The 23,768-nt window shown below is 63.7% G+C and carries 23 protein-coding genes and 2 pseudogenes; 17 read left to right on the top strand and 8 right to left on the bottom strand.

Features of this window, described 5'->3' with window-relative positions; translation table 11 throughout:
* Positions 1–67 precede the first annotated feature (67 nt).
* From NKJ76_RS01350 to NKJ76_RS01330, 5 genes and pseudogenes are all read left to right on the top strand, one after another.
* Entirely contained in the window at positions 68–496 is a 429-nt protein-coding gene (locus NKJ76_RS01350; protein ID WP_023669972.1) for a DsrE family protein, read from the top strand.
* Between the two features lie 73 nt (positions 497–569).
* Positions 570–1,349 (top strand): SDR family NAD(P)-dependent oxidoreductase, encoded by a 780-nt coding sequence (locus tag NKJ76_RS01345; protein WP_023669971.1) that lies wholly within the window; start codon positions 570–572, stop codon positions 1,347–1,349.
* Positions 1,350–1,428: 79 nt separating this feature from the next.
* The gene (locus NKJ76_RS01340; RefSeq protein ID WP_023669970.1) at positions 1,429–1,737 is read left to right on the top strand and encodes a putative quinol monooxygenase; all 309 of its coding nucleotides are present in this window, start codon (positions 1,429–1,431) and stop codon (positions 1,735–1,737) included.
* An 80-nt stretch (positions 1,738–1,817) separates the two neighbouring features.
* A pseudogene (locus NKJ76_RS01335) lies at positions 1,818–2,907 on the top strand (AbrB family transcriptional regulator).
* A 45-nt stretch (positions 2,908–2,952) separates the two neighbouring features.
* Positions 2,953–3,705 carry an SDR family NAD(P)-dependent oxidoreductase gene (locus NKJ76_RS01330; RefSeq protein ID WP_023669968.1) on the top strand — a complete coding sequence of 251 codons (753 nt, stop codon included), beginning with the start codon at positions 2,953–2,955 and terminating at the stop codon, positions 3,703–3,705.
* 56 nt (positions 3,706–3,761) lie between these two features.
* Here the strand turns inward: NKJ76_RS01330 and NKJ76_RS01325 are convergent, their stop codons facing one another.
* Positions 3,762–4,658 carry a LysR family transcriptional regulator gene (locus NKJ76_RS01325; RefSeq protein ID WP_023733384.1) on the bottom strand — a complete coding sequence of 299 codons (897 nt, stop codon included), beginning with the start codon at positions 4,656–4,658 and terminating at the stop codon, positions 3,762–3,764.
* A gap of 146 nt (positions 4,659–4,804) precedes the next feature.
* On the opposite strand from NKJ76_RS01325, the gene NKJ76_RS01320 reads away from it, so the two are divergent.
* Complete coding sequence (locus NKJ76_RS01320; RefSeq protein ID WP_023691628.1) at positions 4,805–6,340, top strand: MFS transporter; 1,536 nt, start codon at positions 4,805–4,807, stop codon at positions 6,338–6,340.
* 10 nt (positions 6,341–6,350) lie between these two features.
* On the opposite strand, the gene NKJ76_RS01315 is transcribed toward NKJ76_RS01320, so the two are convergent.
* Genes NKJ76_RS01315 through NKJ76_RS01305 form a run of 3 tightly spaced genes read right to left on the bottom strand, consistent with a single transcriptional unit; the run spans position 6,351 to position 8,613 of the window.
* Positions 6,351–6,665, bottom strand: coding sequence for a nuclear transport factor 2 family protein (locus NKJ76_RS01315; protein WP_031192978.1), 315 nt, complete (start codon positions 6,663–6,665; stop codon positions 6,351–6,353).
* The gene (locus NKJ76_RS01310) at positions 6,665–7,441 is read right to left on the bottom strand and encodes an esterase family protein (RefSeq protein WP_352499774.1); all 777 of its coding nucleotides are present in this window, start codon (positions 7,439–7,441) and stop codon (positions 6,665–6,667) included. Before NKJ76_RS01310 ends, NKJ76_RS01315 begins: the two co-directional genes overlap by 1 nt.
* Positions 7,442–7,446: 5 nt before the next feature.
* Positions 7,447–8,613, bottom strand: coding sequence for an ATP-grasp domain-containing protein (locus NKJ76_RS01305; protein ID WP_023691631.1), 1,167 nt, complete (start codon positions 8,611–8,613; stop codon positions 7,447–7,449).
* Between the two features lie 419 nt (positions 8,614–9,032).
* Between NKJ76_RS01305 and leuA the strand changes: the two genes are divergently transcribed.
* The 4 genes from leuA (at position 9,033) to NKJ76_RS01285 (ending at position 14,344) form a co-directional block, all read left to right on the top strand.
* Complete coding sequence (gene leuA / locus NKJ76_RS01300) at positions 9,033–10,772, top strand: 2-isopropylmalate synthase (protein WP_352536607.1); 1,740 nt, start codon at positions 9,033–9,035, stop codon at positions 10,770–10,772.
* Positions 10,773–10,965: 193 nt separating this feature from the next.
* Positions 10,966–12,735: a tetratricopeptide repeat protein gene (locus tag NKJ76_RS01295; protein ID WP_352536606.1), complete on the top strand. Its 1,770-nt coding sequence runs from the start codon at positions 10,966–10,968 to the stop codon at positions 12,733–12,735.
* Positions 12,736–12,838: 103 nt separating this feature from the next.
* A complete protein-coding gene (locus NKJ76_RS01290; protein WP_023711105.1) occupies positions 12,839–13,642 on the top strand; it encodes an alpha/beta fold hydrolase in 804 nt (267 codons plus the stop codon).
* A gap of 84 nt (positions 13,643–13,726) precedes the next feature.
* On the top strand, positions 13,727–14,344 hold the full coding sequence (locus NKJ76_RS01285) for a hypothetical protein (RefSeq protein WP_352536605.1): 618 nt from the start codon (positions 13,727–13,729) through the stop codon (positions 14,342–14,344).
* Here NKJ76_RS01285 and NKJ76_RS01280 read toward each other — a convergent pair whose 3' ends face one another.
* Positions 14,345–15,271: a metallophosphoesterase family protein gene (locus tag NKJ76_RS01280; RefSeq protein ID WP_352536761.1), complete on the bottom strand. Its 927-nt coding sequence runs from the start codon at positions 15,269–15,271 to the stop codon at positions 14,345–14,347.
* 71 nt (positions 15,272–15,342) lie between these two features.
* Between NKJ76_RS01280 and NKJ76_RS01275 the strand changes: the two genes are divergently transcribed.
* Positions 15,343–15,843, top strand: a complete 501-nt coding sequence (locus tag NKJ76_RS01275; RefSeq protein ID WP_352536604.1) for an NUDIX domain-containing protein — start codon at positions 15,343–15,345, stop codon at positions 15,841–15,843.
* A 16-nt stretch (positions 15,844–15,859) separates the two neighbouring features.
* Here NKJ76_RS01275 and NKJ76_RS01270 read toward each other — a convergent pair.
* Positions 15,860–16,842, bottom strand: a pseudogene (locus NKJ76_RS01270) (glutathione S-transferase family protein).
* A gap of 271 nt (positions 16,843–17,113) precedes the next feature.
* Between NKJ76_RS01270 and NKJ76_RS01265 the strand changes: the two are divergent.
* The 6 genes from NKJ76_RS01265 (at position 17,114) to NKJ76_RS01240 (ending at position 21,855) form a co-directional block, all read left to right on the top strand.
* On the top strand, positions 17,114–17,650 hold the full coding sequence (locus tag NKJ76_RS01265; protein ID WP_023683633.1) for a GNAT family N-acetyltransferase: 537 nt from the start codon (positions 17,114–17,116) through the stop codon (positions 17,648–17,650).
* Positions 17,651–17,756: 106 nt separating this feature from the next.
* Positions 17,757–18,518, top strand: a complete 762-nt coding sequence (locus NKJ76_RS01260; RefSeq protein ID WP_352536603.1) for a 3-hydroxyacyl-CoA dehydrogenase — start codon at positions 17,757–17,759, stop codon at positions 18,516–18,518.
* Positions 18,519–18,524: 6 nt separating this feature from the next.
* Entirely contained in the window at positions 18,525–19,691 is a 1,167-nt protein-coding gene (locus tag NKJ76_RS01255; protein ID WP_352536602.1) for a CaiB/BaiF CoA transferase family protein, read from the top strand.
* 35 nt (positions 19,692–19,726) lie between these two features.
* A complete protein-coding gene (locus NKJ76_RS01250) occupies positions 19,727–20,497 on the top strand; it encodes a HugZ family pyridoxamine 5'-phosphate oxidase (protein ID WP_352536760.1) in 771 nt (256 codons plus the stop codon).
* A 153-nt stretch (positions 20,498–20,650) separates the two neighbouring features.
* Positions 20,651–20,989, top strand: coding sequence for an ArsR/SmtB family transcription factor (locus NKJ76_RS01245; protein ID WP_023669951.1), 339 nt, complete (start codon positions 20,651–20,653; stop codon positions 20,987–20,989).
* Between the two features lie 71 nt (positions 20,990–21,060).
* A complete protein-coding gene (locus NKJ76_RS01240) occupies positions 21,061–21,855 on the top strand; it encodes a TrmH family RNA methyltransferase (RefSeq protein ID WP_352536601.1) in 795 nt (264 codons plus the stop codon).
* Between the two features lie 38 nt (positions 21,856–21,893).
* Here the strand turns inward: NKJ76_RS01240 and NKJ76_RS01235 are convergent, their stop codons facing one another.
* The gene (locus NKJ76_RS01235) at positions 21,894–23,054 is read right to left on the bottom strand and encodes a coiled-coil domain-containing protein (protein WP_352536600.1); all 1,161 of its coding nucleotides are present in this window, start codon (positions 23,052–23,054) and stop codon (positions 21,894–21,896) included.
* Between the two features lie 155 nt (positions 23,055–23,209).
* Complete coding sequence (locus NKJ76_RS01230) at positions 23,210–23,746, bottom strand: DUF1134 domain-containing protein (RefSeq protein ID WP_245259859.1); 537 nt, start codon at positions 23,744–23,746, stop codon at positions 23,210–23,212.
* Positions 23,747–23,768: the final 22 nt, after the last annotated feature.

The following is a 23,768-nucleotide window of genomic DNA, read 5'->3' as shown; positions in this document are numbered from 1 at the left end:
GTCAATTTATGCTAGTATCATGGCCGCAGCCACGCAATTTGCGGTGAGCGCAAGCCGAGAGGATGCCATGCGTCGACGCGACATGTTCCGGGCCAGCCTTGCCGGCGCCGCCGGCCTGTTCGGGCTGAGCCGGGCGGCCGCCGCTGAAGACAGACCGAAGGTCGCCTATCACCTCAGCGACCTCGATAAGGTCAACTTCGTGCTCGGCAACATCAACAACCACTATGAAGGCACCGGCGGCAATGTCGACATCGTGCTGGTCGTGCATGGTCCGGCCCTTGCCGGCTTCAAGTCGAAAGGCATATCGGCGGCGATCTCGGGACGCTTTGCCGGCCTCGTCCAGCAGGGCCTTGAGCCGCATGCCTGCGGCAACACCATGCAAGGCATGGAGATCACGCTTGCCGACCTGCTCGAGGGCTTCCACGCCGCCGACAAGGGCGGCGTCGTCAAGCTCGCCGAACTGCAGCGCCAGGGCTACGCCTATCTCCGGCCCTGAGCCGCCACGGGCTTGAACGTGAAGGCCATGAGAGCCTACGAAGGGTGGCCAAACAGCCCGAAGGAAAGTGCTCATGACCGCGACCACCCTCGTCATCCCCGATCTTGCCGGCAAGGCGGTGCTGGTCACCGGCGCTTCGACCGGCATCGGTGCCGCCCTTGCACTGGCCTACGCCGCCCAGAAATGCCGGGTCGCGCTGCACTACAATTCGAGCCGGAAGGCCGCAGAAACGCTGGCCAAAACCATCCGCGACAGCGGCGGTGAGGTGTTCCTGACACAGGGCGACTTCTCACAGGCAGCCGATGTCGAGCGGGTAGTCGAGGAGAGCGCCGAAAAATTCGGCCGGCTCGACGGGCTGGTCAACAATGCCGGCGGCATGCTCGGCCGCGTGCCCTATGCGGAGCAGACCGAGGCGCACTACGACGCGGTGATGGACCTCAACGCCCGCTCGGTGCTGACGGCCTCGCGCAAGGCGATGCCATGGCTGAAGAAGCAGGGCGGCTTCATCGTCAACACCTCGTCGATCGCGGCGCGCAATGGCGCTGGCGGCGGCGCCGGGCTGTACGGTTCGGCCAAGGCCTTTGTCTCCAATGTGACGCGCGGCATGGCCAAGGAACTGATCGGCTTCGGCATCCGCGTCAATGCGGTGGCGCCGGGCACCATCGCGACACCCTTCCATGAGCGCTATTCCACCGACGAGCAGATGAAGGGCATGGTCGCCACCATTCCTCAAGGGCGTGCCGGCACGGCCGAAGACTGCGTCGGCGCCTATCTGTTCTTGTCCTCCGATCTTTTGAGCGGCTACATCACCGGTCAGGTCATCGAGGTGAACGGTGGCCAGTTGATGCCGTGAGCCGGCAATTGCATACTGCGTCTCGCAACCATGCATGTCGTGCGCACGTTTGCTGAGGTTGGAAGAAAGGGGAGAGGCAATGTACGGATTGATCGGAAAGATGCGGGCGGCGCGCGGCCAGCGGGACGCGATCATGGATGTGCTGCTCGCCTCGACCGGCGCCATGCCGGGTTGCCTGAGTTATGTCATCGCCCGCGACCCGGCCGATGCCGACGCGATCTGGGTGACCGAAGTGTGGACCGACGCCGCAAGCCACAAGGCTTCGCTGCAGCTGCCGGAGGTCCAGGCAGCGATCGCCAAGGCCCGGCCGATCATCGCCGGCTTCGAATTCCAGGTCGAGACCCATCCGGCCGGCGGTTTCGGCCTGCCCGCCACCAAAAACGAGTGACATCCCAACGCGGGGTCGGGGTCGTGAATTTCTTCCGAGACAGCGTTCGCATTTTTCTCTTCCAGGTCTAAGACCCAAACATGGACTCTTCGCCAGACCAACCGGCCGTCGAACGCATGGCGGGCATGCGTCCGGTCCGACAATGGCTGGTGCTGCTGATCGTCTCGCTGCTGTTCGCCGGCGCGCTGGAATACGCCGCACTGCCGGCGGCGCTGCTGATCGGCCCGATGCTGGCGGCGATCCTTGCCGGCACCAATGGCGCCACGGTGCGCGTGCCGCGGCCGCTGTTCGCCGCCGCCCAGGCCTTGGTCGGCTGTCTGGTCGCGGCGTCGATCTCCACCGACATTTTTTCGGTGTTCTACAAGGAATGGCCGCTGGTCCTTGTCGTGGTGCTGGCGACCCTTGCGGCGTCCAGCCTGCTTGGCTGGTTGATCAGCCGCTGGCGCATCCTGCCCGGCACCACCGCGGTCTGGGGCTCGTCGCCGGGTGCTGCCACTGCCATGGTGCTGATGGCCGGTGCCTTCGGCGCCGATCAGCGCCTCGTCGCCTTCATGCAGTATCTGCGCGTCATCTTCGTCTCGATGACGGCAGCACTCGTCGCCAAGATGTGGGTCGACACTTCGGGCATCGAGGTACCAGCCATCGTCTGGTTCCCGCCGATCGAACCGGCAGCCTTTGCCGCCACGCTCGGCGTGGCGCTGGTCGGCGGCCTGCTCGGCCGGTTGTGCCGGCTGCCGTCACCCTTCTTCCTCGGCACCTTCATCATCGGCACCATCGTCCATCTCGGCTTCGGCGTGGCGATGCAATTGCCGCCATGGCTGCTGGCGCTCTCCTATGCGATGGTCGGCTTGGTCGATAGGGCTGAATTTTACCCGGGCGATCCTGCGTCATGCGACACGGGCGCTGCCGCAGATCGTCGGCTCTATCGTCGTGCTGATCGCCTTTTGCGGCGGGCTAGCCTGGCTGATCAGCCACGTCCTTGGTATCGATCCGCTGACCGCCTATCTCGCGACCAGCCCCGGCGGCATGGACAGCGTCGCCATCATTGCCGCCGCCGCGCAGAACGTCGACATATCCTTCGTCATGGCCTTGCAGTCGACCCGCTTCCTGGTCGTGCTCATCGCCGGGCCGAGCATAGCGCGGCTGGTGGCGAGAGCCGTCAGGGACTGAGATTCAAATATCCAGGGAAGAGGAAAAGTGCCCATGAAACGTCGTGTGAATGCCGTCGATCTCTCAGGCCGGGTCGCCGTGGTGACCGGCGGCGCGCAAGGCATCGGCCTTGCTGTCGCCCGGCGACTGCTGTCATCGGGCGCCAGCGTCGCCATCTGGGATGTGGACGAGACCGCCATGGCGAAGGCCGTTTCCGAACTCGCCCCGCTCGGCCGGGTCGAGGGTTTGCTGTGCGATCAATCGCTGATGGAGGCCGTCGACAGCGCCGCGACCGAAACCGAGCGCTCGCTTGGTCCGGTCGATCTGCTGGTAAACAATGCCGGCATCGCCGGACCGGCAGCGACGGTGGCGGATTATGATCCTGCCGCCTGGCGCCAGATAATCGACATCGACCTCAACGGCGTCTTCTACTGCTGCAAGCGCCTGGTGCCCGGCATGATCGCGCGCAGCTACGGCCGCATCGTCAACATCGCCTCGGTCGCAGGCAAGGAAGGCAATCCGAATGCCGCCGCCTATTCCGCCGCCAAGGCCGGCGTGCTCGCGCTGACAAAATCGCTCGGTAAGGAACTGGCCGGCCACGACATCGCCGTCAACGCGCTGACCCCATCGCCCGCCCGCACCCGCATCCTCGAACAACTCACTGAGGCCCAGGTCGCCTACATGCTGGGCAAGGTGCCGCGAGGCCGGTTCGTCGAAGTCGAAGAGGCGGCTGCGATGATCGCCTTCATGCTATCGGACGAAAATTCCTTCACCACCGGCGCGACCTTCGACCTGTCCGGCGGCCGCGCCACCTACTGAGAAGCAGAGCTATTCCTCACTGTCTTCGTTATCGCCGTCGGCCGCGAAGGACTAATTCAAGAGCCGCCCAGCGTCGCGGCAAGCCGGTCGGGAAGGAAATCGACGAAGGCGCGAACCTTCGGCGACAAATGACGATTGGACGGCCACAGCAACCGGAACTGGCCGCGGCCGTCGACATGGTCGTCCAGCACCGTGCGCAGCAGGCCGTCACGCAGCGCCTCGCGGACCAGGAAATCGGGCATCGAGCTGATGCCGAGCCCGGCCATCGTGGCGCCCTTCAGCGCCTCCGTGTTGTTGCAGGTCAGCATCGAGCGGACCTGCGGCTCGGCGCTGCCGCCGATGAACGGCCAGCCTTGCAGCTTGCCGCTGTTGGGAAAGCGGAAGCGGATGCCGTAATGGTTCACGAGATCGTCCGGACCGCTCGGGTTGCCGTGCTGCTCGATATAGGAGGGTGCCGCACACAACAGCAGCCGGAAGGGTGCAAGCGGCCGCGCCACCAGGCGCGAATCCGGCAGGTCGCCGCTCCGGATCGCGATGTCGACGCCTTCGTCGATGAGGTCGACGATGCGGTCATTGAAGTCAATGTCGAGTTCGATTTCGGGATAGCGCGCCATGAACTCCGACAGCACCGGGAACAGCAGGTGATAGGTCACGATCGGCGTCGAAACGCGCAGCCGCCCATGCGGTGTTTCGCGGCTCCGCGACAGCATCGCCTCGGCATCGTCGATGTCGTCGAGGATGCGCCGCACCCGCTCGTTGAACAGCTTGCCCTCTTCGGTCAGGCCGATGCGGCGCGTGCTGCGCTGAAGCAACCTTACGCCGAGATCCTGCTCGAGCCTGGCGACGCTCTTGCCGACGGCCGATGCCGAGATGCCGAGCGTGCGGCCCGCAGCGATGAAGCTGCCGAACTCAGCCGTGCGGGCAAAGGCCAGGAGCCCATTGAGGCGTTCCATCGGATCTCTCCATTCGAGCGTTTCAGTCCGATATATCTGGAGATTTAACACTATTTTTCTCGAAGTGTCGCGGGCCTATCTTCGCATTACGACCGGCGCAGCAAGTTTGCGGCAGGCCGGCGGATCCTGGTTCAGATAGGAAATCCATGACCTCGAAGACCACAAACGGCGCGGTCGCGCCATGGCTTGTCCTGTTGTCGGTATGCCTTGCCGCCATGACAATGCCCTTGACCTTCACCGGCCCGGCCGTCGCGCTTTCCCGCATTGCGGCCGACCTCGGCGGCAGCCCGATCGCGCTCAACTGGGTGACCAACGCCTTCATGCTGACCTTCGCCGCCACCTTGATGGCATCAGGCGCGCTGGCCGACAATCATGGCCGCAAGCGGCTCTTCCTTGTTGGCCTCGCCACCTATGTGCTGGCATCGCTGGGATCGATGTTTGCCCCTGATATCGTCTGGTTCGATGTGCTCAGGGCTGCGCAAGGGCTCGGCAGTGCCGCCGCCTTTGCCGGCGGCGCCTCCGCTCTTGCCCAGGAATTCGATGGGCCATTGCGGCTGCGCGCCTTCTCCTTCCTCGGCACCAGTTTCGGCATCGGCCTCGCTTTTGGACCGATAGCGTCGGGCCTGCTCATAGATGCTTTCGGCTGGCGATCGATCTTCGTCTTGGTGGCAGTGCTCGCGATTGCAGCCGCTTTGCTCGGCCTGCGCACCATCAGGGAATCGCGCGATCCGGATGCGACCGGCCTCGACTGGGCGGGAGCCGGCACCTTTACGATCGCGCTGGCATCGCTGACCTACGGCATGCTGCAAGCGCCGCAGAGCGGCTGGACCGATCCCCTGGTGATCGCGCTTCTCGTGGCGGCCGCCCTTTGCTTTGCCGCTTTCGTCGTCGTCGAGCGGCGCGTGCGCCGGCCGATGCTCGATCTCTCGCTGTTCCGCTTTCCCCGCTTCGTCGGCGTCCAGTTCCTGGCGGCCGCTCCCGCCTATGGCTTCGTCGTCCTGCTGGTGCTGTTGCCTATCCGCTTCATCGGCATCGAGGGGATGAGCGAGATCAAGGCGGGGCAGTTGATGATCTGCCTGTCGGGACCGCTGTTGATCCTGCCACTGCTCGCCGGCCAGGTAGCGCGCTGGATCGCTCCGGCAACGATCTGCGGTGTCGGCCTGCTTGTGGCCGCCGGCGGCCTTGTCTGGCTGAGCCTGACACCGCCTGTCGTCGCAGCGCTGGTGGCGCCGCTGATCCTCATCGGCGTCGGCATCGCCTTGCCCTGGGGGCTGATGGACGGACTTGCCGTCGGCGTCGTGCCGAAAGAGCGTGCCGGCATGGCGGTCGGCATCTTCAACACCACCCGCGTCGCTTGCGAAGGCGTGGCGCTGGCGATCGTCATGGCAGTCCTGTCGGGTTTCACGGCAGCCCAACTGGCGGCTCAGGGAACGGCGTCTTCCCTGGATGCAACCGCCGCCGCGCAGCTGCTGGTGACCGGCAACATCGGCGAAGCGGCAGCCCGCTTGCCGGGTGCCGGAGCCACGGTCCTGGTCCAGGCCTATGAGATCGCGTTCGACAGGCTGCTGATCGTGCTGGCGGCAATCACCATCGTCACCGCCCTTGTCGTCTTTCTCGGCTTGCGCCGTGGATCGGCGGTGGAACACGAGACCATTGCTCTGCCGGTTTGCCAGGAAGGGTAGCTGAGCCGCGTCAGGAGATGACGAGGCTCGCTATGCGGTGGCCGTCGAGCACGAAGGTCATGTCACCCTCACCGTTGAAGCCATTGCCTTTCACGGCAATGCGGACGCGGTAGCTGCCCTCGACCTCGGCGATGCGGACAATGCGAAGATTGGACTTCACGCCGATATTATCCGACTGGTTCCAGCGCGCGATCTGCTGGCGGCCTTGGAAGGACCGCCCCCAGTCGGTCAGGGACGCGTCGGCTGTGAACGTGTGGAGAACGGCTTCGCTATCACCCGCATTGGTGGCCTCGATAAAGCGGCGGATAGGTTCGGGTGTGGTCATCAATCGAGCCGGTGCATCAGATCATCATCCAGCCAGCGGCCGAAGAAATAGACCAGCTGTTTGTGCCACCATGGCCAGTCATGACTGACATCGCCGCCCCAATAGTCGACCCAGGCGGGAATGGATTTGTCGCGCAGGATCTGTTCCAGCCTGCGGGTCTCGACCAGCATCCGCTCTTCCCAGGCGCCCTGCCCGCAGCAGAAGATCATCCTCAGCGCCTTCAGCCGGGCAAGCAGTTTTGGGTCTACGATGCCGGGCAGATAGTCGAGCGGCGAATTGTAGAAGATATCGCCTTCCAGCGCCTTGCCGAAGAAGTCGCCCGCCGAATAGACGCCCGACAGCGCGATGACGCCGCTGGCGAGTTCGGGAAAGCGAAAGACGAAATTCGTGGAATGATAACCGCCCATCGAACAGCCGGTGAACAGCGGCTTTAATTTGCGCCCGCCATTGGCTTGCTCAGCGGTCGCCAGAAACTCCGGCAGCGCCTCCTCGCGCACATATCGGAAATAAGCCTCATGGCGACCGATGCGGTGCGCGGCGCCGGCATGCTTGTTGAAGAACGATTCCGAATCGATGCCGTCGACCGCGAACAGCTGGATGCGGCCGGTATCGATGAATTCGGCCAGCGCTCCAACCCCCCCGGAATCCTCGAACTGGTAGAACCGCCCCTGCGACGTCGGGAACACCACCACCGGCCGGCCGGCATGGCCGTAGCGCTTGTATTCCATGTCGCGGCCGAGATTGCCGGAGAAACCCTTGTGATAGGAGATGTCCATCGCGTTCAAGCCTTTTCCGCGTGGATGTAGGCGACGGCCGCGCGCAGTGCTGCTTCCTCTTTCGAGCGCATCTGGTAGGCGTAATTTCCCATGGCGCGGCTGAAAACCTCTTCAATTGGCTGATGATGGACGATCTTGTCGCGATGCGCGGCTATCACGTCCTCATGGCTGTGCAAATAGTCGAGGCGCCGCTTGCGGCTGGCATAAGCGGTGAAATACTTGCCCTCATAAGGACCACCGGCGGCATCCTTCACCACCATGTCGGCCCAGGCCGCGTAGACGTCGATGTCGAACGTGTAGTTGATCGCATCGGTCATCCAGGCGCCGGGCGGCCGCATGTTGACCTCAAGCGCGATGACGCGGTCGTCCTTGGTTTCGAACAGCTCGATGTGGAAGAAGCGCTCGCGCACGTCGAACGCCTTGAGGATTTTGCGGCCGGCCTCTTCGATCGCCGGTCGGACCTTGGGAAAGCAGGTGTAGCTCATGTGGCGGTCCTTGTTGACCACTTCCATGATGCTCTGGTCGTAGCGGTGGCTGGCCGCCAGCACCACCTCGCCGTCACGGTTGACCAGCCCATCGAAGGTCACCACCAGCCCCTCGATGAACTGCTCCATGACGAAGGTCACGTCCTCGGGCTTGTCTCTGAAGAACTGGTCAAGTTCCCTGGCGTTGGAGATCTTGAAGGTGTTCGAGGCGCCGGAACCGGAATCGGGCTTCACCACCACGGGATAGCCGACGCGGCGGATGAAGGTCATGGCACCGGCCCGGTCGGAGCATTTGCGCTGGGCGATGGTGTCGACGCCGCTCTTGCGAAAGAATGCACGCATGCGGCTCTTGCGCTTCAAATTCTTCACGAAATCGAGCTTGGTTCCGTAGATGTTGAAGTCGGTGCGGATGTTGGCTTCCAGCTCCAGCCAATGCTCGTTGAGGGACTCGAAGCGCTCGATGCGGCCCCATTTGTGGATGAAATGACCCATCGCCCGGAACACCGGATCGTAGTCCTCCATGTCGGCGATGCGGTAATATTCCGACAGGGCCACCTTCAGCTTGCCGTCCAGCGCCTCATAAGGCGCATCGCCAATGCCCAGCACCGTGGCGCCGGCCTTCTTCAGCCGGTCGCAGAAATCGGCGCCGTTGGCGGGAAAATGCGGCGAGAAGAAAACGAAATTCACGGATGACCCCTCAGACGGCGAAGCATTGCGGCCCCGGCTACACGCAAGTCTGGCGCATTTGCCGCGCATGGGGAAGAGTGCTCGCGAGTGGTGGAATGGCAGCCCACTTGCCTGTACATGGCGGCTCCTGTATGAAACCCGCCATGAACACACGCGTCTCCTCCGTCGCTTCCCGTCCGACCGGCTTTGCCGGCGAGACCGTGCGCGCGCTGGCATCGACCCTGCTTCTTCTCGGCCTTATCGGCGATCGCCGGGTTCGCTGAAGGAGCGCCCGGCGGTCGAACCGCCGCTTACGCGCACGCTCCTTGGCCAGTTCAGAAATTGGCAATTCACATCAAGCGAACGAAAATCTGATAAGGCGCTGCTCGCCCTGGAATCCGTCCGAAGACCGATCCGGGAGCCGCCGGGAGAACAAGACGATGAACGCACGAGAAGACATCCGCGCCGGCGAAGCCGAAAGCGTAAAAGGCGCGGCCGGCCACATGCCGGGCGCGGCCCGAAAATACCAGCCGTATCCGACGGTCGGTCTCACCGACCGCACCTGGCCCAACAAGGTCATCGACAAGGCACCGGTCTGGTGCTCGGTCGATTTGCGCGACGGCAACCAGGCGCTGATCGATCCAATGGGTCATGAGCGCAAGGCGCGCATGTTCGCCCTGCTGCTCGACATGGGTTTCAAGGAGATCGAGATCGGTTTCCCCTCGGCCTCGCAGACCGATTTCGATTTCGCCCGCTGGTGCATCGAGGAAGGCAATGTGCCGGCCGATGTTTCGCTACAGGTGCTGGTGCAGTGCCGTCCCGAACTCATCACCCGCACCTTCGAATCTCTGAAGGGCGCCACCAACCCGATCGTGCATTTCTACAATTCGACCAGCGAGTTGCAGCGTCGCGTCGTCTTCGAGAAGGATGTCGGCGGTATCAAGCGCATCGCCACCGACGCGGCCAAGATGATCACCGACATGGCGGCCAAAGCCGGCGGCGGTTATCGCTTCGAATATTCGCCCGAAAGCTTTACCGGCACCGAGCTCGAAGTCGCGCTGGAGATATGCAACGCCGTCACCGAGATCGTGAAGCCGACAGCCGACAACAGGCTGATCATCAACCTGCCGTCGACGGTCGAGATGTCGACGCCCAACATCTATGCCGACCGGATCGAATGGATGTGCCGCAACCTGGACGACCGCGAGAACCTGCTGATCTCGCTGCACCCCCACAACGATCGCGGCACCGGCATCGCCACCACCGAGCTCGGCCTGATGGCGGGTGCGGACCGCGTCGAAGGCACGCTGTTCGGCAATGGCGAGCGCACCGGCAATGTCGACATCGTGACGCTGGCGCTCAACATGTACACGCAAGGGGTCGATCCCCATCTGGATTGCTCCGACATCAACCGGATGAAGGACGTCTACGAATATTCCAACCAGCTGAAGATCTCCGAGCGCCATCCCTATGTCGGCGAACTCGTCTACACCGCCTTTTCCGGCTCGCACCAGGACGCCATCAACAAGGGCATGAAGGCCTTGAAGAAGGCCAACACGCCGGTCTGGGAAGTGCCCTATCTGCCGATCGATCCGGCCGATGTCGGGCGCAGCTACGAGGCGATCATCCGCATCAACTCGCAGTCAGGCAAAGGCGGCATCGCCTATGTGCTGCAGGCCGACTACGGCCTCAATCTGCCGCGCAACCTGCAGATCGAGTTCAGCCAGGAGATCCAGGCGATCACCGACGCCGAAGGCAAGGAAGTGCCGGCAAAACGCATCCATGACCGCTTTATCGAAACCTATGTCGACCAGCCCGGCGCACGACTGAAGTTCCTCGACCATCACACCTATCCCGACACCGAGAAAAAGGGCCGGCGCGTGGTCGAGGCGGTGATCCTCGACAACGGCAAGGAGACGACCATCGCCGGCTCCGGCACCGGCCCGATCGACGGCTTCGTCGATGCGCTGTCGCGTCATGTTGGCGTCGACATGTCGGTGCTTGATTATTCCGAACATTCGCTCCAGCGCGGCTCGAACGCCTCGGCGATTTCCTATGTCGAGATGGAATATCCCGGCGGCAAGCTGTTCGGCGCCGGCATCAACACCAACATCGTCGCCGCCTCGCTGGAAGCCGTTGTTTCGGCCGTCAACCGGATAATCGGCCGCAAGGCCGGCTGATATTTTCCCGGGCGCCGAATGTCCGCGGCGCCCGGAAATCCCCCATTTGCCGAGGGAAATTCCGGTCTTTTGTGTCAACCACCGGCAACTATCCGGTGTGTTACGCGATCGCATAACATAAGCATGCTTGTATGGAAGTGCAGGCTCTATATGATTGCGCCTCAACCTGTGCCGACTTCGAGAGGATCGACACTTGCAGCATGCCACGCCTGCCGCCCCCGCAGTGCGCGAGACACTGGAGCGACTGCTCGCCAGCGAAACGTTCGGACGTTCCGAGCGCGCGCGCAAGTTGCTGCGCTATCTTGTTGAGCGCGAGCAGGCCGGCGAAGCCGACAGGCTCAAGGGTTTCTCCATCGCCATGGACGTCTTCGGCAAGGACGGCGATTTCGATTCGTCGACCGACGCCGTTGTCCGGGTGCAGGCAGGCCGGCTGCGCGAACTTCTCCAGCATTATTTCGCCAATGAAGGCATAGCCGAACCGGTTCGCATTGCCATTCCGCGCGGCGGCTACGTGCCGTCCTATGAGCTCAACGCCATACGCCTGCCGGTTGGGCAGGAGCCGCTTGCGGCGGCGGTAGCCGCCTTGCCCGGATCGCCCGACCAGGCGGCTCTTGACGCCGTTCCCGCTGCCGCGACAGCTTCGGGGGTTACAGAACCTGGGCCTTCGCTGGCGCGCCATCTCCAGTTCTTCTGGGTCGCCATGACGCTGGTCATTCTCATGCTGGGCGTGCTCATCCTGCGCCAGGGCAGCGGCGCATTGCTTGCCAGCAGCGATCCTACCGCGGTGGTCGAGACCGCGGGCGTAACGAGCAGCATCGCATCGCCGTCGATGGAGGTCCTGCCCCTCGTCTTCATCGCGGTGAAGGCCACCGGACCCGAGGCCGGCCGCGTCGCCGCTTCGCTGCGCGCCGGCCTTGCCGGTTTCGACACGATCGACTTCATCGGCCGCGACGCCGACAGCAAGCGCGATCCGAGCACCGACCCGACCAGCTTCGTTTTCGATGTCCTGCCGGGACCAATGGCAGGTGACGTGACGCTCGAACTGCAGAGCGTGGCGACCGGCCGCGTGCTTTTGTCCCGCAGTCTGACGGTCGCCGACAGCGCACCTGGCACCGTCGAGGATCGTATCGCCGCCATCCTCAGCTCGACCATTCCCGCCTCCGGCCCGCTCTACAGCTACATCGAACAGAACGGCATTCAGACCGGGCTGACGAGCTGCCTGATCCTCAACGACAGATACTATCTCGACCAGAGCACCAGGACGCACGAGGCTGCCTATCGCTGCCTGGACAAGCTCGCCGGCCAGGGTGCGAAATCGTCCTTGGTCTATTCGGAACTGGCCTCCCTGACCCTTGAGGCCGCCACCGATCATTACGCCTATCCGCCTGACGCGACGGTCGATCAGGCAATGTCTTTCGCCCATCGCGCCATCCAGATGGGACCGACCAGCCCTTATGCGCACCGCGCCTATGGCTACCTCAACTCGCGCCTCGGCAACACCGAGGAATCGATCCGCTGGATGCGCAAGGCCTATGAGCTCAACCCCTACGACCTCGGCATGGCTGCCGCTTACGGCTATGGCCTGATCTTTGCCGGCAAATATGCCGAGGGAACACCGATCCTGACCCATGCCGTCGAGACGTTCAGCGGCCATCCGACATGGTGGGATTTTGGGCTTTTCGCCGGACAGTTCATGCTGGGCGACATGAACAAGGCCGCGATAGCCAGCGAGTCGCTGCGCACGACGGCGATGAAATCGCATTACCTGGCGGCGCGGCTGATCGGCGCCAAGGCTGCCGGCCGCGAACAGCTGGCAGCCAAGCTTCTGGATGAGCTGACCACCAAATTCCCGAAATTCGCCGCCGATCCGCGCGCGGCCTTCGCCGAGCGCAAATATCCCGCCGATCTGACCGACCGGCTGGTTGAGGCGCTGCGCGCCGCGGGCCTCGGCAACGCCAGCTAGTCTTTCCGGATCGCGAAAACTTTACTGGCCATCGGTCTGGACTGGGAGCAATCCAGCCTCGATTCGAATTTCCTCTCCAGTCTTGCAATAATCGCACATTTTCATGGTCTCATCCCTCTATGTTGCCGAGCGGGGCGCCGGGCCGAAGACGGTCGTCCTGCTGCATGGCTTCGGTGGTTGCCATGATATCTGGCGCGAGGTGACCGCGTCGCTAGGGCCCGATATCAGGACTTTGGCCTACGATCTTCCGGGACACGGACTGTCTCTCGAATTCCCTGGCAGCGGCCCGGCCAAAACAGCGGCGCGAGCGGTTCTCGCGGATATCGCCGCACGCGGGATAGCAAGGGTGCATGTCGCCGGTCATTCGATGGGCGGTGCGGTCGCCTCCCTGATGGCGCTTGCCGAGCCTGACAGGATAGGCTCGCTGACGCTTCTGGCGCCGGGCGGTGCTGGGTCAGAGATCAACGGACCGCTGTTGCGCCGCTACGCCGCGGCCGCCGACAGACGGGAAATCCGCGCCTGCCTTGCCGCCATGTCGGGACCGCGAAGCCCGCCGCCCGAACGCATCGTTGGCGTCCTGGCGGACCTACGCCGTCGCCCCGGCCAGTTGCGCAAGCTGATTGAGATATCGGCCGTCATGACCAGGAACGAGCGGCAGGGGGTCATTCCCCGCGAACAGCTGGACACCCTCGACATGCCGGTGATGGTGGTTTGGGGAACGGACGATCCGGTGCTGCCCTTTACCCAGGCTGATTGTCTGCCGGCGCATTTTCATATTCATCACGTGCTCGATGCCGGCCATATGCTGGTCGAGGAAGTGCCTGATGTGGTCGCCCAGGCCGTGCGCCGAAACATGGCACGCCGCGGCAGGCGCCTGCGTCCGACATTCGAGGCCGCGGCGAGCTAACTTACTTGCGCCCCGCATCTCGCCAGTGCATTTTGCCGCCGCCTGTGTTAACTCGCAATTAACCATATCAGCGAGGCGACGCCGATGAAGGACACTGGCGAAAACATCACCCCCATCGACACCTCCCGCAAACTTTCCGACGCCGTTCGCGATGTGAAAAATGCCTTCGCCGATCGCGACGATGTCGTGGTCGACATGCGCGAGGCGCACCGGATGCGGCTTGATCTGCTCGCCGCCGAGCTCGCCCCGGTCTTTGCCGACGTGCCCGCCGACATGGACAATTTCGACTTCGTCGTCTCCTCCGGCCTGCAGCCCCGCCTGTGGATCGACGTCGTCAGCCATGTCGCCATGGGGCGCGACCGCCGCACCTACCGCTTTCTCAGGGATACCCGCATCGGCCGCGTCGTGCTCGCCGAATCGACCGATATGAAACCGGTCGCCGATCAGGTCACGCGCTATGTGGCGGAGCGTATCGTCGAGCGCCAGCGCATGATGGAGGGCGGTGTCGAGCCGGCCGTCGCCGACCTGAAACGCGCCGCCGTGCCGGAAGCTGAGCCGCCCTTGCAAGCAGCCGTGCCCCGCAAGGGCTGGTCGACGTTCCTTTCCGGTCTCGGCTTGGTCGCCGCCGGCGCGCTTGTTGGCCTAGCGGTGGCGGCCGCGCTGTTTTGGGATCGCCTGATGGCGATGAAGATCAGCTTCTGATCAACGATCTGGAGGCCTCGGTGTCTGCGCGCCGAGTTCAATGACCTGCAGGTCCGATGGCGGCAAGGCCGGCCCGGTCAGGCCGCGCCGCGTCAGGCGAATCAGCCAGTTGCCCTTTTCCCCGTCAATATCGAGCAGATTGTACTGTGCCGCCGGGTTCTTGCTGCCTGGCGACTGCCCGGCGGCGGCGACGCCGACGACAGGAATCCTGGCGCCGCGCCCGCCGATGAAGAACAGCGACGGCAGATGCGAATGGCCGTGCAGCACGAGTTCGGCGCCATGCCTATGAACGGTCTTGTGGAAGCGGGAGATGCCGAACAGGCGCTTTTGCTGGGCGACGGCGCCGCGCACCGGCGGATGATGGATCATGATCACCCGCAACAGGCCGCGTTTGTTCGTTGCGTCGAGCACTGTCGCCAGCCTTTGCGCCTGACCTTCGAGGAAGAAGCCGTTGGCCATGAACGGCGCCGTGGCGCGCGCCGTCGAAACGCCGATCAGCGCGACATTGCCGCGTACGCGCAGATAGGGAAAAGCGTTGCGGTCGATCGGCGCAGTCACGCCGTCGCCGCTCATCCACGCCGCCCAGGAGCGGCAGACCTTGTCGAAGGCGCCCGGCACATAGGCGTCGTGGTTGCCCGGCACCACCGAGACATCCTCCGGCGAACCCAGCGTCTCAAGCCAGTGCTTGGCCATCTCGATCTCGCCGTCGAGCGCCAGATTGACCAGATCGCCGGTAACGGTGAGGTGGTCGGGTGTGCTCGCCTTCATGTCGGCGACGATGGTCTCGATGACGGCATCGTGCATATGGCGGCGGCGGTTGCGCTGCCAGTTGACGTAGCCGACGACGCGCTTGGACGCGAGTTCGCGATAGGTTACACCGGGAAGCGGCCCTAGATGGACATCGGAAATATGCGCGAGCCTGAACATCCTTCCTTCATAGGCGACGCGCTCCCCGCTTTCCACTCACTGTTTCCTGCCCATCCACGGTTTCGCTAGTCATGGCCATATCGGACCCGGAGCAGTCGTTTCGCCAGACCGGCTGGGCAGGCCTCAGAGCAAGGCTGTTCCATCTCTATTTCCTGCTGCGGCGGCCGATGACGCTGGGCGTGCGCGGCCTGATCCACGATCGCGCCTCGAACACCGTCTTCCTCATCCGCCACACCTATGTTCCCGGCTGGCAATTGCCGGGCGGCGGCGTCGAGGTCGGCGAAACGCTTGGTGAAGCGCTGGCGCGGGAACTGGCCGAGGAAGGCAATATCGCGCTCACCGCCCAGCCGGTGCTGAAGTCGATGCATTTCAACTGCCGCTCCAGCCGCCGCGACCATGTCGGCCTCTATCTCATCGAAACCTTCAACCAGATCGCGCCGAAACTGCCGGACCACGAGATCGCCGAAGCAGGCTTCTTTCCGCTCGACCGCTTGCCGCATGGCACGACGCCGGCGACGCTGCGGCGGCTTGCCGAGGTTTTTGAAGGCGAGCCGGTATCGCCGTACTGGTAGGCTGTCAATCCGATGCTCACGCCGCCTGCCTGAACCGCGCCCGGTCGTGCGGCGCGCCATAGTCGAGCCCAGGCCCGACCGGCACGATGCGCGTCGGGTTGATGCTCTCGTGGCTGCCGTAATAGTGCATTTTGATGTGGTGCAGGTTCACCGTGCCGGCGATACCGGGCACCTGGTAGAGGTCGCGCAGATAGTTCGAAAGGTTCGGATAGTCGGCGATGCGGCGCAGATTGCATTTGAAATGGCCGACATAGACCGGGTCGAAACGCACCAGCGTGGTGAACAGCCGCCAATCGGCCTCGGTGACACGCTCGCCAGTGAGATAGCGCTGTTTTGACAGTCGGCCCTCCAGCGTGTCGAGCGCCGCGAACAGCTCGCCGAACGCCTCTTCATAGGCCGCTTGCGTGGGCAAAGCCGGCGCGGTAGACGCCGTTGTTGACGGCGGGAAAGACCAGCGCATTGACCTTGTCGATCTCGCCGCGCAGGCCTGGCGGATAGGAATCGAGAGCGGCATCGCCCCACTCGTCGAAGGCCGAATTGAGCATGCGGATGATTTCGGCGGATTCGTTGGAGACGATGGTCTCTTCCTTCTTGTCCCACAGCACCGGCACCGAAACCCGGCCCGAATAGGCTGGATCGGCCTTGGTGTAGATTTGGTGCAGGAAGTCGAGGCCGTAGAGCGTGTCGCCGGTGGCGCCATCCTCGGCCAAAAACGTCCAGCCCTCAGCACCGAGGAAATGATGCACGACTGAAACCGGGATGATGTCTTCTAGCTTCTTCAGCGCGCGAAAGATCAGCGTGCGGTGCGCCCACGGACAGGCGAGCGAGACATAAAGATGGTAGCGTCCGGGCTCGGCCTTGAAGCCGCGCGTACGACCTTGCGCCGGCGCCGTCGCGCGTGATCCAGTCACGCCACTGCGTCTCGGCGCGGATGAACCTGCCGCTGCTATCGACATTGGCCGGACGGTCCTGCCATTTGCCTTCGACCAGCAATCCCATACGAAATCTCCTTGCTTGCCTTGGCCAATGTAGTCGCAAGGCGGCAATGCCGAAGCCGTCATCTGCTGAACAGAGCGTCACTCGTATGAAACGCCGGATGAAAACAGCCGATTGCAGCCGCCGGAAATTGATGCTAGCGGACACTCCGCATGTTCGATCTTGGCTTGATCCGGTTTGACCGACGACGAAAGGGCGCCCGCGCTTAGAAAGCGCTGACTGGCGAACGCTGCCGCTTGCAGCAACCTTTCCTCTTTATCGGACCGCGAAGACCATGAGCCTTGCCGACGTGAAATACCTGCCGGAAACTCCGGCGCATGATCCCGAAATCGAAGCCATCAACGACGAAGCCTTTGGCCCCGGCCGTTTCGTGCTGGCCGCCTACAAGATTCGCGAGACCGGCGGCCACGAGCGCTCGCTATCCTTTGTCGCCATGAATGGCGACATCGTCGTTGCTTCGGTGCGCATGACCCGCATCGCCGCCGGCGCCGGACGCGCGCTGATGCTCGGGCCGCTCGCCGTGCGGCCCGCCTTCAAGAATCTCGGTATCGGCCGCCGGCTCGTGGCGATCGCGCTGGAGGCGGCCGCCAAGGCCGGCGCGCCGGCGGTGATCCTTGTCGGCGACGAGCCTTATTACGGCCCGCTCGGCTTCAGAAAGATCCCCCGCGGCCAGATCTCCATGCCGCGCCCGGTCGACCTCGACCGGCTGCTGTCGCACGAGATCGTGCCCGGTGCCGTGGCGCGGCTCTCCGGCGAGGTCGGCCATGCCAGCCTTGCCAGGATCGCGGAGCAGGCACCAGTGATGGCCTGAGCTCCAGGATCGGTCGCGGCACCGGTCGCGATGGATCCCCATTGGTCAGGTTGCACCATGGCAGCGACCTCCGTAGCATGACCCGGAACAGCACGGAGCATGCAGCATGAACCCGAACGGCCAGATTGCGATCGTAACCGGCGGCGGCTCCGGCCTCGGCGAGGCAACCGCCCGCGCGCTGGGCGACAAGGGCGCGCGCGTCGCCATTTTCGATATCGGCATCGACCGGGCATCGAAGGTGGCGGGCGACATTGGCGGCGCCGCTATCCAGTGCGATGTGAGCAGCGCCGACAGCGGTGCGGCCGCGGTCGCCGAGGTGGAAAAGAGACTTGGGCCAGCGCGCATCCTGGTCAATTGCGCGGGCATTGCCATCGGCGTGAAGACGATCGGCAAGGATGGTCCACATCCGCTCGACCAGTATCGCAAGGTGATCGAGATCAATTTGATCGGCACCTTCAACATGATCCGCCTCGTCGCCGACCGTGCCGCCAAACTCGAACCGCTGCAGGGCGGCGAGCGCGGCGTCATCGTCAACACCGCGTCGGTGGCCGCTTATGATGGCCAGATCGGCCAGGCCGCCTATGCCGCATCCAAGGGCGGCGTCGTCGGCATGACGCTGCCGGTTGCCCGCGACCTGGCGCGCTCCGGCATTCGCGTCTGCACCATCGCGCCCGGCATCTTCAAGACGCCAATGATGGCCGGCATGCCGCAGGAGGTGCAGGATTCGCTCGGCGCGGCCGTGCCCTTCCCGTCCCGCCTCGGCAAGCCGTCCGAATATGCCGCGCTCGCCCTGCATATCGTCGAAAACCAGATGCTGAACGGCGAAACCATCCGCCTCGATGGGGCAATCCGCATGGCGCCGAAATAGACGGCCATGGCGGCCGGCGCAGTGAAGACCGGTCCGCTGGCCGGCCTGAAAGTCATCGAGATGGCTGGGCTCGGCCCGGTGCCTCTGGCCGGGCTGATGCTGTCGGAGATGGGCGCCGAGGTGCTGCGCATCGAGCGCACCGGTTCGGACCAACCCCTGCTGCCCCTCTCCGATGCGTACAATCTCGACCGTCACGGCCGCTCCATCCTGCGCGTCGACCTCAAGCAGGCCAAAGGAACGGAACTGCTGCTGCGCCTTGCCGAAAAGGCCGATCTGTTTGTCGAAGGCTTTCGCCCCGGTGTGATGGAGCGGCTTGGTCTCGGCCCGGATGCTGCATTGGCGCGCAATCCGGCGCTGATTTACGGCCGCATGACCGGCTTCGGCCAGGACGGGCCGCTCGCAGGTCGCGCCGGCCACGACATCACCTACCTCGCCTATTCCGGTGTGTTGCATGCCATCGGCCGGGAGGAAGGCCGGCCGGTGCCGCCGCTGAATCTGATCGCCGACAATGGCGGCGGCGCCATGATGCTGATCGCCGGGGTGCTTGCAGCGCTGTTCGAGCGCTCGCGCTCCGGCAAAGGCCAGGTGATCGACGCAGCGATGGTCGAGGGCGCTTCGATGCTGGCGGCCCCCATACACGCCTTCATGTCGGCAGGTCTGTGGAGCGACCGGCGCGGCGCCAACCTGCTCGATTCCGGTGCGCCCTTCTACGACACCTATGAGACGGCGGATGCACGCCACGTTGCGGTCGGTTGCCTTGAGCCGCGCTTCTTCGCCGCATTCGCAAGGCTGCTGCCGCTCGGCGAGGATTTTGTCCGCGGCCAATACGACAAGGCGTTGTGGCCGGACATGCGCGCGGCCATTGCCGACCGGTTCCGGCAGAAGACACGCGACGACTGGGACGCGCTGTTTGCCGCAAGCGATGCCTGCGTGGCGCCGGTTCTGTCGCTGGCCGAAGCCAGGGATCATCCGCACAACCGGGCGCGTCACGCATTTGTGAAGGCCGGTGCGCTCGAGCGCCCCGCGCCCGCGCCACGCTTCTCGGCCTCGCAGCCGGCGCTTGCCGGCATGTCTGAAGATGACGATCAGCTGCCCCAGACTGTGCTGGCGCGCTTCGGCTTTTCGACAGCCGAGATCAAAGCGCTTGTCAAAGCCGGCATGATTGGCCAGTAACTGGATTTAGAAAATCAACTTACCTGGTGAGCATTTTGGACCAGCCGAAGAAGGACGTCATTCGCGCGACGGACGCCGAGGCGATCAGGCTGGCCGCAACGCTGATTCGCAGCGCCCGTTTCGGCGCCCTCGCGGTGATCGAGCCGTCCACCGGCGCACCGCTGGCCTCCAGGGTCGGAGTCGCCACCGACATCGATGGCACGCCTCTGATCCTTGTCTCGGCGCTGTCAGCCCATACCGGCGCCATCCTTGCCGAGCCGCGCTGCTCGCTGCTTGTCGGCGAACCCGGCAAGGGCGATCCGCTGGCGCATCCCAGGATAACGCTGGTCTGCCGGGCGCAGCCGCTGGAACGCGGGTCGAGCGCGCATGCCCGCGCCGAGCGGCGCTATCTCAACCGCAATCCCAAGGCAAAGCTCTATGCCGAGCTCGGCGATTTCTCGATCTTTCGCCTCGAGCCGGAGCGCGCCAGCCTGAATGGCGGCTTCGGCAAGGCCTACCTGCTCGACCGTGCCGATCTCATCACCGAGGGGCCGATCGTCGACGAGCTGGCCGCCAGCGAACAATCCGCTCTCGACCACATGAATGCCGACCATCTCGACGCCATCGCCGTCTATGCCCATCATTTCGCCAGGGTTGAAGGTGATGGTTGGACCATGACCGGCTTCGATGCCGATGGCATGGACCTGGCATCGGGCGACACCGTTTGCAGGGTCTATTTTCCGCAGCCATTGAAGACCGCGCGCGACCTGCAGCCGGTTCTGGTCGACCTGGCCAAAGCCGGTCGTGCGCCAGCTACGCAAGGATAATCGTCATGAATCAAAAGCACGTCTTGAGATTTGGGCGAAATGATCTACGATTCAGGCGACGCTGAATCAGCAGCGTGATCCATAGCTGAATTATAGCAGCCAACGCTATTTGCCCCCATAGCGTTTGGATGAGCAGGAAAACATGGGGCATCGATGGTCTCGACCAAACTAATCGCCAATGCCGAATCGGCGGCGACATTTCTGACCCTTATGGGCAACGAAAAGCGGCTCTTGATCATGAGCTATCTGGCCGACGGTGAAATGTCGGTCGGCGCCATCGCCGAAAAGGTGATGCTCAGCCAGTCCGCTTTGTCGCAACATCTGGCCAAGCTCAGGGCGCTCGATCTTGTCGAGACCCGCCGCGACCGGCAGATGATCTACTATTCCTGCAAGTCCGAAGCGGTGCGCGAACTGTTGCGCATGCTGGACGGCATTTTCGGGATAGGCGACTTGTCCCAGATGGCAACGCGTCTGCGCCGCGCCGGGACTTGACCTGCAGGGCTTGACTGGCGGCTCCGATCGCTCCTTACCTCGCTGACGATTTTTCGCCGGCCGAGGTATTGATGGATCCGATCCAGATCGACGACGCGGGCGATCCGCGGGTCGCCGCCTATCTCGACATCCGCGAGCGCGATCTCACCGGCCGCCATGGCCGGTTCGTTGCCGAAGGCAAGGTGGTGCTGGACGTCCTGCTGTCAGCCGGACGCTTTGCTGCGGAGTCGGTCCTGGTCCTCGAAAACCGGCTGGCCGGGCTCGACGACATCCTGCGCAAGGCCCCTGCCGACCTGCCGGTCTACGTTGCGGCAAGCGCCGTCATGGACAGGATCGCCGGCTTCCACATGCATCGCGGTATATTGGCGATCGGCAGCAAGGGCACGCCACAGCCCGCCGAGGCCTTGCTCGACACCTTGCCTGCCGAAGCGTTGATCGTCGTTCTCATCGGCATCGCCAACCATGACAATATCGGATCGATCTTCCGCAATGCCGCCGCCTTCGGCGCCGATGCCGTCTTCGTCGACGCCACCTGTTGCGACCCACTGTATCGCAAGGCGATCCGCGTCTCCGTCGGCGCCGCGTTGAAGGTGCCCTTTGCGTCCTTCGGCGACACTGAAGCTTTCATCGCGAAGCTCGGCGAGTTGGGCTTCGGCCAGGTCGCTTTGTCGCCGCGTGGTGAGGCTGACATTCGCGATGCCGCGCGACCGAAACGACTGGCGCTCTATCTCGGTACCGAAGGCGAGGGCCTCCCGGAGAGCCTGCTTGCCCGCCTGCGGACGGTGCGGATCGCGATGTCGGAAGGGTTCGACAGCCTGAATGTTGCTGCCGCGTCAGCCATTGCGCTGCACCATTTTTCGCCCTGATAGGCGCAGTCAGGCAATTCCAAGCCGGGGCTTGAAACTCAGCTCGGCAAATCTGCCTTCTGCAACGCCCGGACGCGATCGGCCAGGCTGGTGGTTCCTGACCGCGTTTCCTGCGGCGCCGCCAGCGCCTTGGCGATCGGTGAATCAGGTCCTTCGAGCTTGGCCGTCAAATGGACGACCTCAGCCGCCAGATTGTTCATCTGTTCGCGCAAGGCAGAACCGGCATCATTGCCATTGCCGGGGCCATTCCCGGGCTTCGCGGATCCAGAACCGCCAAGCTCCGCCTTCATCCGCTTGTTTTCGCGGGCCAGCGTCGTCAGCCTGGCTTCGAGCCGCTCTCGGTCGCCTTCGAGCTTGGCGAGCGTCTTGTCCATGTCCTCGTTCCTGGCGCGGGCACTGTCTTGCGCACCAACCAGGCCAGCAGCCGCGGCGCCTCCCGCAGCCTCGCCCTTCACCCGTTCGCGAAGCCGGGCCAGTTCCTTTTCGCGGCGATCGAGCTTGTCCTCGCGATCGGCAAGCGTGGCGAGCAGGCGCTCGAGCTTTCTGTCGAGGTCGGCGGTTCTTTTCTTTTCGGCCTTCAAGGCATCGCGCGTGGCCTTGGCCTCGGTGACGACTTCCTGATGGCGCCTGTCGGCCTCCTTGCGCTGGCCGCGCAGCACTGAAATGTCGTTGGCAAGTTTTTCCAGCTCGGATTCGCGAGCCACCAGTTCGATCTGACGATTGCTGGAGGAGAAGGACGCGTCGTCGTACATATGCTCGAGCTTTTCCAGCTCGAGCGCGCGCTTTTCCATCGTGCGCTCTGTTTGTGCAAGCCTGTCAGACAGCTGTTGTATCTGCTGCTCGCGATGCAGGAGCAATTCGTTTTTTTCCCCGAGCTCCGAAAGCGCCTGCTTCTTGTCCTTGCGCTCGACCGCCAGGCCCTTCAGCGCCTCGCGGCAGCGATTGATTTCGACGAGTTGCTCATTCGCCTGCTCACGCAGCGTCTTGATGCTGATTTCGAGCCGGCGCGTCGTCATGGCGAACTCGGCCCGCAAGCTGTCCTTATCGGCCTGGATCTCGGCCAGCGTTCGCGGCACCGACGCCTCGACACGCTTGCGTGTCAGCACAACCGCCCGCCGCCAGATGGCCGGCGCGACCAGCAGCGCCAGAAAGCCTGCGCACAGAAAGCCGAGGGCGAAGAACAGGATCGACTGAACCAAGGTGACTACCCGTTACGGGCGGGCCGCTATCCGGCAACCGCCAAGTCTGGACTTTGCCATGTTCGCATGACGCAAATCCAGCGCTGCGGCAAGGGTTTGCCGCAGCTGCACCGGGTCAGAATCTGTTGATCGGGTCGAAGTGTGGTCGGAATCGCTCAGAAGGGATTCCAGGTCGGCCTCTGCGTCAGCTTCAGATAGCCGAGATTGACGCCAAGCCGCGCGCCGACGCCGGTGCGGATCGGCACCAGCAGCACCCTGTTGTTCTGCAGCACGTTGAAGCCGACGCCGGCCACGACATAGGCCGAACCGGCAACGCCGCCGAACCGATTGTAGAGATTGCTGACGTCGTCGAGGTTATAGACGAGCATCATCACCCGCGATCCCTCGCCGCCGAAATCCCAACCGAGCGAAGGCCCTTGCCAGAACACCTTATGGTCGCCGGCATTCTTGGTGTAGAGCGTACCTTCGCCATAGGTCAGGCCCCCGATCAGCGCGCCGGATCCCTCTTCGCCGAGCAGATAGCCATTGGGCAGGCCGTAGGAGGCAAAAATCTTCTCGACGACGGTTGCGAGACCGCCCGACGTCGCGCCGAAGAACTTGTGACCGGAATCGACGATCTCCTGAGCGGTGTATTCCTGTGCCCGCGACGCAGAGGTTGAGAATGCGAGAGCGCCCATCAGGGCAATCGCCATGAAGAAGACGCGGACAAACGTC

The organism is Mesorhizobium sp. M0029 (genome assembly GCF_040323735.1).
GTDB lineage: Bacteria > Pseudomonadota > Alphaproteobacteria > Rhizobiales > Rhizobiaceae > Mesorhizobium.
The sequence above is the reverse complement of the archived record's forward strand: the minus strand, read 5'-3'. Positions and strand labels throughout refer to the sequence as shown.